Below are 12,513 nucleotides of genomic sequence, written 5' to 3'. Positions count from 1 at the left end.
GGTCGAACACCTGCGTGCGGGCGAACTCCGCCTGCAGGATGGAGAGTTGAAAAGTGTAGCCGGCGGCATGGTCTTCCGCCGTGAAGGGATCCGGGAGCCGTCCCAACCACTTGGCCACCAGCGCGGCGATCGTCTCCTCGGTCAGGTCATCGAGGATGCGTTGCGCGCGGGCCGGATCGGCGCAGGCGAGCAGCCCGTTGTCCAGGGCCTCGAAGGGGATTCCCGCTTTGGCCAACTGGCGTTTGACGTACTCATGACCGTTCAGGCAGACCCGCGCAGTGTAGGGAAAATAGGAACAGAACGTGATGAACAGGGGGCCGAAGTCCGCGTCGACCAAATAAAAGTAGAAATGGTTGCACATCACCGTCCCGCGGGTGAACCAGGGGTACGGCTGGCCGGTGTGGGTGCTGATCTTCTTGATCATGCGGAAACTCGCAAACCGCTCCCGGGCCTTGCCGATGTACAGGACACCTTCCGGTTGATCAACATCGCGGAGCCGCTCGCGGGTGACGTCGTCTTTGCGCTGTCCCTTGGCGAAGGTCACGATCTCCACGCCCTCGCGTTGCGCAAACCCCTCGATCGCCTTGACGAAGGCGCGGCTGATCGGGGCCATCAGCACCGTGGAGGCGACCTTGGCGCCGCGATGGACCTTGAAGAAGTTGGCCACCCCGCCACCGGTCTGCAGCCGCGGCTGATACAGGTTGAGATACAGCCGATCGATTCCTTCCAGGTCCAGCGTGACCCGATCGTTCAGCAACGCTCCGACAGTTTGGTCTAACATGATGGCAGGCCCCGGTTGGCATCTTGGCCACGCGCCACACGCCGCTACGTGCGGCTACCAACGGAAGTTTAGCCTTCCGTCGCTCAACCGGGGCCGCCCGACACCGGAGCTCACCCCATGGCTCGTCGGTCTGAGGCGAAGCCTCGTGAGAAGTAGAAGCCGATCGTGGTGGCGATCGACGAGACGCCGAAGCCGCGTAAGGGTGTGCGCGCATTCGGGCGAAGGGAATGTCTCGCGAGGCGGTGCGCTCCTCGCGCAGCACGGTGGTGACCTGTTTGGGGCTGGAGTGGATCTGCATGGCGTTGTTGGTGCCCGTGCCTTGGAGCACGCGGCCTTGGGCGATGCCCTTTCTCACCCGCTTGGCACCGTCGAAGCGGGCCGACGAGGCGGCCGGGCGGCGCCACCGCGCACGGACGCGGAGCTGACCATCGGGACGGTTTGGCCGGTGGCGCGCTGGCTGAAGCGACGACGCTGGATCCGGCTCGGCGACGGCAGCGACTCCCGCATCCAGGTGGGTTGGGATGCGCTGGCCGCGCAGGCGACCCTGATCACGCGTCTGCGCCTGGACGCACGCCTGTTCGCCTCTCCCGAGCCGGTGCCCGCCGGACGGCGCGATCCCAAGCCGAAGAAGGGCGGATTTCGCCCTAGCGCCTCGATCGCTTGCTCGAACAGCTCGCAGCGAGCGTCTGGATTGGCCAAAGTCGAGCTTTGAACCGCCACGAACCGTGGGTGAGAAGGCGCCATCAGGTCATCCGAACATTAGCCGCGTTTCGTGCAATTGACCGGCTCTTACCCACCGGATGATTGCGGAAATTACGTTCATTGGATCGGCAGTATCCTCATCTCGATACGGCGATTGAGCAAACGCTGCTCAGGCGTCATCGGACTGAGACCTGGAGATATCAGCGGATCGTCTTCGCCCATGCCAATCGCCTCGAAGCGTTCAGGCGCATGGACTCGTTTCGCGATGTATTGTACCAATGCCGTCGCTCGGCTCAACGAAAGCTGACGGTTGTAATCGGCATTCCCGATGTCGTCGGTATGCCCGATGACTTGGATTCGGACCTGTTGATAACGGTCCAGGATATCGGCCAACCGATCGAGCAATGGAATCGAATCGCTCGGAATCTCGGAGCTGTCAAAACCAAACGGAACTAATTCGCGTAAGTTGAGGAGAGATCCCCCGTCAGCTTCGATCGGGGTCAGGCCGAGGTCTGTGATCTCATCCTTTAGGCTGGTCGGCAGCCCCCCGACATCTTGCTCCTCCGTTCCGGATGGGCTCTCCGGGATCCTCTGGGGCACACCGTAATCAACCGAAGCGGGAACCCCTGGTTTCGGATCGATCGTACTGGATGCCTCGCCAGAAACCTCTCGATGGTCAAGGTTTCCGAAATCGTCTCGTTGCCGCGTATCGCGGCCGTCGTCAGGAACGGCGACCGGGTCCGGGAGACCGTTGTTGGACCCATCGAATCGGGGCAAGCCCGAGTCACCTGTCATGACCGATTCGGTTTGTATGGCCCCATGATCATCGGGGTCGAGCGACTGAGGCGCGGGCGTCATCTCCTCGAACGTCGATGTAGGCGGATCATCGTCCACAAGATCAGGAATCCCCACCGACGCTCGCGGCTCAGCACCCGCTGCGCCTGCAAACCCTGATTCTGCACGCGGGTCGATGTCTTTCGGCCAACTCGACTCAGCGTCGGCTAAACGACCCTGTAACCTGCCGTCATCTCCAGAGTTGATCGCATCAATGGAATCCGGCGACGCCTCGTTTCCGAAAGGCCCGAACCGGTTCCCAAACCAGTCCTGCAGAAGCGCGAATCGATCGGAAAAGGACGCTTGGGGTCCGCCGACGCTCAACAGAAGGATGCCGAGCGTCAGGGACAATAGGAGCCCCGAGACGGTGAGCCCAGAGATCCAGCCGATCTTTCGGGATCGCCGTCCCCGAGACCGGATTGCGGCACCCTCGCCCTCGGGATGGACTCCCGACGCTTTCCGCCGATCGGAGTGCCCCATTCTTGACATTCGGGGGCTGCCTCCGAGGTCGGTTTCGGCTCGGTCGGAATGCGCCTCCACGGCCGGCGTCACATCGAACGAAAAAGGCGGTGGTTCGGATCTGGTGTCGACAGGCGCCGATGCCGATCGAGTCTGCCCTTGGAATAGGGCATGCCGATCCGTCAAGCGTGGGTCCGATCCTCCAGGCTCCGAAAAGATGGCTTCCAAGTTCCGGAAACCATCTCCGGCCACGCTGGGTCTGAATAGCACGGCAACGCCGTCGGCCGACCGATCCAAAGCAGGAGACAAAAGATCCGCAAGCTCGGACGTCAGCGGATCACTTCCGCTGTCCTGCTGTTCCGGGCTGGTTCGTTCGCCGGAAGGCTTGTCGATGTCCGTGATCCCGAACGCCGTGATCGGGGCCGGTTGCTCCGACAATCGGCCATGGTCAATGTCCTCGAGGAGAAGCTCGTGACTCAACTCTCGTAGAACGACGTCGGCGTCCAACCCTCCCAGACGATGCAAGCCCTCAAGACACGCGTGGAGCAAGAGGCGATCCATGAACTTGTTGATCAGCCGGGGTACACCGTGACTTGCACGATGGATAGCATGTACCGCAGCTGCATCGATGACCGGGTCACCAGCCCATCCGGCGCGCTCCAGACGGTAGGCGACATAGTCACGGGTGTCGCCCAGCGGCAATGGCTCGAGATGGCAGGCACAGAGGACGCGCTGATGCAACTGCTCGAGCTTGGGCGATCGAATCAGATCCCGCAGCCCATCCTGCCCCACCAGGAAAATCTGAATCAGGCTTCGTCCATAGGGTCTGAGATTGGTCAGTAGACGCAGCTCCTCCAGAGCTTCCGCCGACAGAATCTGTGCCTCGTCGACGATCAGAAGGGCTCGCTCCCCTTCTTGAGCTCGGCTGTCCAGCTGAAGCTCCAGACGGTGAAGAATGGTCGCCTTGTCGAGACCCGTTGGATCCAGCCCAAAGCCGTACGCGATTCGCCGAACCAGATCGTCCGGCTGCATCTGAGCGCTCTCGATCCGAACCGTCAGGAGCCGCGACTCGGCCAACTCGGCAAGCAGATCGTCGATCAGCATGGTCTTGCCAGTCCCGGGACGACCGGTGACGAGCACAAATCCCTCGCCATGTTCCAGCGCGTACTGGAAGTATGCGCGGGCCTTTGCGAAGCTGCGGTGCTGAAAACAAAACCGAGCGTCCGGCGTCAGCCGGAAAGGTTCCTCCGAGAAGCCGTAGAAATCTTTATACATCATGTGGAATGAGGCTGTCTTCTAAGCATTATCGAGCCATCACGGCCGAGGGGGAACCCAGCCCGAAACAAGCTCGCGACTAGCTCGTATGGATAGCCGAACCGCCGGCTGTCGGGACCCCTCACCTTCTTCCTTAGCGGATTACAGCTCGTTCGAACGACAGCGCAACAGGGCGCGCGTTCGGCGGTTGGCGTTCCACTGGGAACGATCGTCCTTAGTTGCAGTCGTCACAAAATCGCCCCCTACCGGATTCTCGGACAAAACGCACGCTTGATCGTGAGGCTTACCGGAGATCACCGCCCCCGGAGCAAACCCCGCTTCACCGCAATTCCTCGTCGCAGCGGGACGGGCCTCACCCACCGCATCATAACGCAGAAATGAATGAGAATCCGCACTGGATAGTTGAGCGGTCGCCGGAGCACCCGACGCATGGTCTCCAATTCGTCGAGGGTCGCATGAGTCACGGGTTACGGCCACCCGTCCACGCGCCTTCATCGCTCCACGCATGCCGTAGTTCAGCCGCAACCCATTGATCATTCCGATGCTTCATGGCGTCTTTCTCAGGTCTTGTCCCGCTTACGGCCCGAGGCGAGCATGTTTCTCAACGGCAGAGTAATCCTAAGACCACTCTGATACACGAAGGGCCTGGCCCCAAAGATCAGAACCATCCTCATCGATGCAGACACCGGGCTGAGCGCATTAAGTAAATCGCGAGCCTCGGACGCTAAGAGAAAAACCGACTGGATCATTCAACGCCGGGAATACGCTCACACGCTTGAGCGGCAGCCACAGGGATTAGGGTATCCCTCGTTGCGCTTCGAGGTCCCAACGAAACGGGGGCCCGAGGACACCCTTGCTCCCTCTCGCTCCCTCGACCAGCAGCGGATAAACCTCCCAATGATAATCGTAGGCATACTCCCAGTCGGATTGGAAGACACCGACATTGACGTAATAGCGACCAGCAACCAGGTCCAGGCGCTTGATCGAGAGGGTCACCCGACCGCACCCCGAGACCTCGGCGCGATCACCGGTTCCCTCGGTGTTGAGGTCCAAACAAGAGAAGCCGTCATCGGCCCGACTGATGCCGACATTGAAGCGGGGCGCGCGGATGGCCTTTGGGGCGTTGAACTCGATCGCGACGACCAATGCCTCGCCCTGCCGAATCTCGTCACCCGGGGTCAAGCGGACATTCAGGATCTCGACTTCGAGCGACCCGAAGCGGTTGCGATTGACGTCGAGCTCAAGCCCGGATGTGGCCAACGTTGTCGGTCGATGCGGTGTCCGTCGCCGGGTCTCGGAGCGCATCTCGACCTCGTATTGCCCGGTCACGACCTCGGGCAGCCCTGAAACGACGACCTCGCCCCGCTTCAACCAGATCGCGCGATCGCAGAGCTCGTTGATCTGCGACGGGCTATGCGAGATCAGCAGGATCGCACAGCCGCTGGACTTGATCTCCTTGATGCGATTCAGACATTTGGTTTGAAAGGCGAGATCCCCGACCGACAGGAACTCGTCGACAAGCAGCACCTGCGGATCCGTGTGCACCGCCACCGAAAAGCCGAGGCGCATCTGCATCCCGCTGCTGTAGGTGCGCACCGGATTGTCGATCGAATCCTCCAACTCGGCGAAGGATACGATGCGGTCGAATCTGCGGCGCACCTCGCGGATCGTCAAACCCGCCGCAACGCCCGTCACGAAAATGTTCTCGCGTCCGGTCAGATCACCCGAGAAGCCGGCACCCAGATCGAGCAAGGCTCCGATGCGGCCTTGGACCCGGACCGTCCCCTCATCGGGCGCACCGACGCCACCCGTCAACTGCAACAGCGTTGACTTGCCGGCCCCGTTCTGACCGACGATGCCCACCATTTCGCCGGGCGCGACATCCAAGTCGACATGTCTCAGTGCCCAGAACTCCTCTCCTTTACCGCGTGGGCGCCAACCCGAGACGAGCATTTCCTTCAGTGTTCGGGGTCGGACCGCGTGATAGCGACGAAACCGCTTTCCGAGGTTCTCGATACGTATGGCCACTGTCATCAGATCTCCTCGACGAATCGGCGGCTCTGATGTCTGAACAAAAGGACACTGATCGGGAACAAGACGAGGAGCACCGCGACAACCATTAACAGCGAGGTCCAGTCGGGTGCATGACCTTCGATGAGGATGCTGCGATAAGCAGTCACGATCGAGACCATCGGGTTCATGACATAGAACGCCTGAAACTGCTCCGGGATCTGCCGAAGAGAGTAAAAGATAGGTGTCAGGAAAAATAAGGCCTGGACAAAAACCGCCCAGGCATTCTGGATATCGCGAAAGACGACATTGATACCCGCCAGCAGATAAGCCAAAGTCGCCGTCAGAAAAAACTGAATCAGCATGACGAGGGGCAACCACGCCACGGCCAGTGTCATCGGCACTCCGTCGAAGAACAAGAAGACCATCAACACCGGCAACGCCAAGGCGAAATGAATCATCCCGGTCGTGACAACCACCGGCGGCAAGACAGCGACCGGAAAACCGGGCTGCCGAATCAAGGGACGGTTACCGATGATGATGCCGGTCGATTGACTTGTGGTCTTGCTGAACCACTGAAAAACCAAGAGTCCGGTGAAGACGTAAGAGGTGAAGTGTGGAATATCGAACTTGAAGACCGCACGCAGAAAAATGAAGATCAAGAGCTGCAGCAAGGGATTCACCAGCGTCCAAAGGACACCAAGCACCGAGCGCTTGTAAAGCAGCTTGATATCGCGTCCCACGAGGACCCGCACTAGATCGAAGTAGCGCGCGATCCCGCAGACGGAGGCAGGCAAGATCGTCAAGTTGCAGCCCCTCTTGCCGCCGGTCAACCGACTCGGTCCGGCGCAGGCACGTCCCGCCGGACGCGAGAATCCGCACCTGACGTCATGCCGGATGCGGTCGCTGCACTGCGTCCCTCCCGCCACACGCGCCGGTAAGATTGCCAAAGCGCCCATGGCCCCACGAGATTGCCGCGGATCTCGAGCAGGACCAATCCAAAGGGATAACGACTCTTGCCGATCGCCGACATGATCAATCGTCGTAGTTGCGCCTTCGGCAGACCCCAGAGGATCCATCTCAGGCCACGCCAATCGCCGTCCTTGAGCAGTGTCGTTAAGTGGTAGGCCACATGCCCCTTGCTGTAGTTGTAGAGTTGGCGCCGCAAGGCCGTATCCTCTCGACGATGCTTGTGCCAGACATAGGCGTCGGGCGTATAGGCGACCGTATAGTCGGCCTTCAACACCTTGTAGAATACATAGGTATCTTCGCCGACGCCGGACGGCATCCCGGGGCCCAGGGTCTCTTCCATCAGGCCGATTCGCGGATCCGCAAAGAGAGATGCGCGGAAGGCAGCATTTGCGGTCGCGCCGAGCGTCCAGGTCCTGACCGGGGCACGCCGTGTCTTCTCGAACCAGGCACCGGAGCGTTCGAAATGGACATAGCCCCGTCCTAGACCACCATAGTCCTCGAAGGCCTGCTGAGAGGGTGTCATCAACTCCAGGGGAAGAACTTGACCGGTCACCACCATGACATCGGGGCGGTTGAAGGGAGCGAGTAGCTTCTCCAGCCAATCGGGCGGCATCGTGACATCGTCGTCGGTGGCGACCAAGATCGCCCCGCTGGCGGCAAGAAATCCCGCATTCCTAGCATAGGCTAGACCTTGCCGAGGCTCCTGCACAAGGACAACGTTCGGGAACTCGGCGACAACCGGACCTGTCTTGCCCGACTCCGGGTGATTGTCGACGACCAGGACCTCGAGACGGCGAGGCGTCCGCTGCAGTTTCAGTGCCTGCAGACAGTTACGCAGATCGTCCGGACGATCGTAGGTTGCGAGGACGACCGATACATCGATCTCGCGTGGAAGAAAGGGCTGAGCTTCCGGGACCGTGCCGCCGAGCCGGGACGCTAAAGAAGCCAATGCCAAGGACCAACGAAACCCCTTGTCCAGCGAGGGATCCGGACCGATAAGCTGCGGCGCCAAGGCCCGAGAAAGGGCGTCGGCCTGCCGCGTCCGGTTCAGCTCCGGGCCGCGATTCCGTATGGTGACTGTCCCCACCGGACGGTCGGACCAGGTCGCGAAAAGCCTGGCTCCATCGTGCTCTGCGAGATCGCGAAGGGGCGTCAAGGGTAGGCTCAACTCCACCTTGCGAACTGCCAGCGAGGACATACGCGCGCGCGAAACGGTTGTCGCGGTCGTGGTGGATGGGACGACCCGCGGGTGCGCCATGATCTCGGGAATCTGCGGACCGAAGTCGCGCTCGATGGCTTGGGCGTCGCGAACGGCTCTGGAATAGGACGTCAGGCCTGCCAGGCCACCTTGGAGCTCCGCCGTCACGAGATCGCGAGGAAACCGCCTGGGATAGAGATACGAGCCTAGCCAACGTCGCAGATTCCAATGCCACATCCACCAAGCGCCAATCCTCAGACAGGTTCCGCGCTGATCGGGATAACGTCGGAAGATCGAAGTCCAGAGGGCGTACAAGGAGCCATTGCTGGCGATCTGGGTTCTCAGACGGGCATAGTCGCTGCGATGACGATGTCTGATCATCGCCTCCGGCTCGTACATCAGGGTGTGGCCGGCCTTGAGAACGCGAAAGAACATCTCGAGATCCCCGCCTCCCCGAGTAACGGTGCCGACATCCAGCGCCGTGTCGAAGTCGCCGACCTCTTCGAACAGGCGTCGGCGAAAGGCCATGTTGGCACCGGTCCCGAATTGACCGGCGCCCAACCAACGCCAAGGGACTGGCCTTCCGATCGGAACTCGCCACCATTTACGCTCGAAGCCGCGGCCGAACCCACCGTAATGCTCGAAAAGGACCTGGGCCTCGGTCTCGAGCTCGAACGGAACCACCAGTCCGGTGACGCCCATGACCTCCGGATGCTCCATGAAGGCCCGTGCCAGTGCTTTCACCCAGCCGGGATCGACCACGACATCATCGTCCGTGTAGGCGATGATCTCTCCGCGGGCCTCCAGGATGGCCCGATTACGCGCCCAGTCCAGGCCCGGTCGGAGCTCGCGTACATATCGAACGCTCGGGAACCGGTCCGCAACCAGGGTCGCGGTCTCCTCGCTCGAGGGGGCATTGTCGACGACCAAGACATCCAGAGAGGGATAGTCCAAGGCCTGCAGCGCGTCCAGGCAGATCGCCAGGTCGGTCGCCCGGTCACGGGTGCAAACGGCGACCGTCACCATGGGCGCCTCGCCAAGATGGTCTCGCCAGAAGCCGTCGCTGGCCGACGGGAGATCCAACAAGACGTCGACATCGAGACGCGGGGGCGCCGGATCGGCGAGCAATCCCTCCCGGACCAGCGCCGTCAAGATCTCCCAGACACGGTTGTCCAGGATCTTCCGGGCGAGCAGGCCAGGATCGCAGCGCCCGCCGACCACCGGGCAGTCGAGATAGGCAACCGGGACCGCGCGAAGACGCAGGATCGCCCGGACGCCGAAGTATCCCTCCAAGCCATCAACGGCCGGCAAAGGCTGCGTAAGCTCGATATCGACGACTTTGATTGGATGCAGCATCGGAAACTCCAGTTCGTTCGCGCCGCCTGAGTCAAGACAAAGTCCTGGGGCACGCTGCCCGGATCCGCCCCGGCGCCCGGCACCGGCGCAACCACCATCGACCCCGCCACAGGTTAAGACAGGGCGGCTGGGTCCTGTCCTCGGTCGGAATCAGACCGAATAGGCCACTTCATTGTTTGCTGGATATCGAAGACCCGGTCTTCCCTGTGTTGCCTGACTCTGTTCCATAGAGCACCCGAGGGCAGAGTGCGGCGCGTCGAAGCTCGGGGCAGATTGCCCCAGACGTCGGTCGTCGATTGAGCATCCCCGCCCTTCCCTCGACGCGTCGGATTCCTCGCCACCAAAACCCGTGACAGGAGTCGCCACAGCTGTCGATCCAAAACCCGGACGATGTCGGTCGATAAGAGCCTCAGCAGCAAGATGATGGTCAAGCCGCGGCGTCGTGCCGCAGCCGCTCGGTTGGCCATGTAGAAAAGATAGTTGGCACGAGACCACCGAGACACCGACGGAGGCACCGGGACGCCCGAGACGCGCACCTTCGACATTACCCGGACGTATGAGCGCATCATTTGCTCCACGTCTATCGACATACTCCCGTGAACCTGGCGATACCCGATCAAACAGTCGGGCTGGCAATGAAACCGGCACACGCCGGCAATCCGAAGATAGAGATCCCAATCCTCGCAGCCTTGTGCTTTCTGCAGGAAATACTCCTCATCATAGAGACCGACGGCCTGCAAACAATCTTTCTTGATCAATGCCGTACTCGCGTTTCCAAGAAAATTCCCCATGACGAGCTGGAGCCAGACAATGCCCTCGAATCGGCCTCGATCCAAGCAGGAAGAGAGTCTGCGCCCGGATTCGTCGATGGTTATCCAAGGTGAATACACAAGACCAACGTCGCTCGGTGAACCGATCAGACGCCGCAGTTGCCGGGACACTCGCTCCGGATGCCAAAGATCATCGGCGTCCAATGGGGCGATGAAATCGCCCGAAGCGGATCGAATCCCGAGATTGCGGGCAGCGGCAACACCTTTATTCGACTGCCGCAAGATCCTTGCGCGTGATTCCTGTTGCACAAACGTGTTTAAGATATCTCCGGTGCCATCCGTCGACCCGTCGTCGACGATGAGAATCTCCAAGTTTCGATGAGATTGTTCGGCGACGGATTGTAAGGTACGGCCGATATATCGTTCACCGTTATAGACCGGAATAACAACGGATACAAGCTGGTTCGAAATTTCGCTCATGGTATTATCGCCAAGCACTTATCGACCTCAACACCCAATGAGAAAGGGCGATACTCGGCCTATTCGGAAGACTCCAGATTACGGCCAGCAGCAAACACAACGAAAGATCCTTTAATAAACTTTCTCGCCTTCTGCCGAGAGGTGAGCCGACGAAATCAATAAAAGAAATCCGACGTCCGCTACCGGAGACCCGGTTCACCGTCATCTCGATCAGGACATCTCGCCATGAGCGTTTTCGCCGCCGCCATTTCAGTCGATTGGTCGGATAACCACGTTCTTCCATAAAATCTGCAAAATTGTCGATGTTGCGATTCACTTTATTGATGTACTCCCGCATGATCGCGGGCGTCAATATCCGACTGCCATGCGAGTCGTTCTTCCCGTGCACTCGGTATTGCACAACGATCTCGCGTACCGATTCGATCCGGCCATAGAGAGGCGCCAAGTCGTGAAGATAGTTGTCGAGCCAACCCACCGTCGGCAAGGGTAGCAGCTGCTGCAAGTATCCCCGCGACCAAGCATTTCCGGACGTAAATGCGAAGGGCATCGGCAACAAACCGTGATTCAGAGTCAGTTCGAAATAGTCACCGGAAGCTGGAAGCAACTTAGGGATGCAGGTCCCTGTGCCGCGACCGTCACGGTCGACCACGGACATGTAACCCTGCACTTTCACAACATCGGTGCGATCGCGAAAGGGGCGAGTCAAGATCTCGACAGCGTCGGGCAGCAGAGCATCATCGGCATCCAGAAAGATCACGATCTCTCCCGAGCTTCGCCTAAGGCCCTCGAGACAAGCGCCGATCTGTCCCTGATGATTGGCCTGTATGAATTCGATGCGGGGCAGGAAACGTGAGATCTCATCGAAGGAACGATCGGTCGATCCATCGTCCACGACAATCACTTCTATCCGTTGGTAAGTCTGCCCCAACGCGCTCGCAATCGCAGTTCCGACAAAATCCGCATAGTTGAAATTCGCGATGATGACGCTGACCAGGAGAGGATCTATTCCAACACCCGAGCAGACCTGCCCGCATGATGCTATGGCGGACTTGAACATTCCCTTGTCGTCGGACCGAAAACCGCCATCATAACCATCAACGATTCCAGTTCCTCGTCCGATGTGCGGCCGGTTCGCCCGGGATGCAGGCACCGTCTGACGCCGATCGGACGTCATACCCGGATCTCTTACTCGGAGGATCCGACTCGACACGCCCATCATCCGAGAATTGCCCTGCCGCAGACTCTTGCGACGGTCGGATCGTCCAGCCGTCCCGTTGCTAGTACCTGATATCCGTTTGATCACGGGTGGCTCCATTACGCTCGAACCTAAAGTCTAGAAACGACATGTCGAGAACAATCCGAAAAACAACGGTCCTGACATCTCGCTCCGGCGCAATACCCATCGGCACATGTGCGCTCACTTTCGATCCTTGATGGATATCCGATCTGCTGAAACGAATAAACCAAATAGGGGATTCGTAAACAAATGCTTTGGCCATCGACGTTTGGATACGCGACTACCCGCCCGCCCGTACCGTGCACATTTGAGTATACTGTCGGAAATCCGCATTCAGGGTTACAGCATTTATCAAGCCATCACCGCCGCCAAGGATCATTTAGAGGCAGAACAGCATGACCTAACCCAAGCCTTTCGAGACGGACCGCAGGGAACGCGG

General features: G+C 59.9%; 8 protein-coding genes and 2 pseudogenes. 2 read left to right on the top strand and 8 right to left on the bottom strand.

Annotation, left to right across the window (positions count from 1 at the left end; all coding sequences use genetic code 11):
* Positions 1-781 (bottom strand): annotated as a pseudogene (locus tag AADX97_RS20375) (hypothetical protein); the annotation flags it as partial.
* A 202-nt stretch (positions 782-983) separates the two neighbouring features.
* Here AADX97_RS20375 and AADX97_RS20370 point away from each other — a divergent pair.
* Positions 984-1,493, top strand: a complete 510-nt coding sequence (locus AADX97_RS20370; RefSeq protein WP_374235790.1) for a hypothetical protein — start codon at positions 984-986, stop codon at positions 1,491-1,493.
* Positions 1,494-1,600: 107 nt separating this feature from the next.
* Here the strand turns inward: AADX97_RS20370 and AADX97_RS20365 are convergent, their stop codons facing one another.
* Positions 1,601-2,668 (bottom strand): OmpA family protein, encoded by a 1,068-nt coding sequence (locus tag AADX97_RS20365; protein ID WP_374235913.1) that lies wholly within the window; start codon positions 2,666-2,668, stop codon positions 1,601-1,603.
* Positions 2,669-3,295: 627 nt separating this feature from the next.
* Between AADX97_RS20365 and AADX97_RS20360 the strand changes: the two genes are divergently transcribed.
* A complete protein-coding gene (locus AADX97_RS20360) occupies positions 3,296-3,619 on the top strand; it encodes a hypothetical protein (protein WP_374235914.1) in 324 nt (107 codons plus the stop codon).
* Here AADX97_RS20360 and AADX97_RS20355 read toward each other — a convergent pair.
* The 6 genes and pseudogenes from AADX97_RS20355 to AADX97_RS20330 all read right to left on the bottom strand — a co-directional run.
* Positions 3,602-4,051 (bottom strand): annotated as a pseudogene (locus AADX97_RS20355) (ExeA family protein); the annotation flags it as partial. The gene AADX97_RS20360 and the pseudogene AADX97_RS20355 overlap by 18 nt on opposite strands.
* 795 nt (positions 4,052-4,846) lie before the next feature.
* Entirely contained in the window at positions 4,847-6,085 is a 1,239-nt protein-coding gene (locus tag AADX97_RS20350; protein WP_374235792.1) for an ABC transporter ATP-binding protein, read from the bottom strand.
* Entirely contained in the window at positions 6,085-6,867 is a 783-nt protein-coding gene (locus AADX97_RS20345) for an ABC transporter permease (protein WP_374235794.1), read from the bottom strand. The genes AADX97_RS20350 and AADX97_RS20345 overlap by 1 nt, the downstream gene beginning before the upstream one ends.
* A 23-nt stretch (positions 6,868-6,890) precedes the next feature.
* Positions 6,891-9,587, bottom strand: a complete 2,697-nt coding sequence (locus tag AADX97_RS20340) for a glycosyltransferase (protein ID WP_374235795.1) — start codon at positions 9,585-9,587, stop codon at positions 6,891-6,893.
* 113 nt (positions 9,588-9,700) lie between these two features.
* On the bottom strand, positions 9,701-10,837 hold the full coding sequence (locus AADX97_RS20335) for a glycosyltransferase family 2 protein (protein WP_374235797.1): 1,137 nt from the start codon (positions 10,835-10,837) through the stop codon (positions 9,701-9,703).
* A 4-nt stretch (positions 10,838-10,841) separates the two neighbouring features.
* Complete coding sequence (locus tag AADX97_RS20330; protein WP_374235800.1) at positions 10,842-11,894, bottom strand: glycosyltransferase family 2 protein; 1,053 nt, start codon at positions 11,892-11,894, stop codon at positions 10,842-10,844.
* Positions 11,895-12,513: the final 619 nt, after the last annotated feature.

Origin of the sequence: Thiocapsa sp. C2-2m (assembly GCF_041903745.1) — a bacterium.
Taxonomy (GTDB): domain Bacteria; phylum Pseudomonadota; class Gammaproteobacteria; order Chromatiales; family Chromatiaceae; genus Thiocapsa; species Thiocapsa roseilacustris.
The sequence above is the reverse complement of the archived record's forward strand: the minus strand, read 5'-3'. Positions and strand labels throughout refer to the sequence as shown.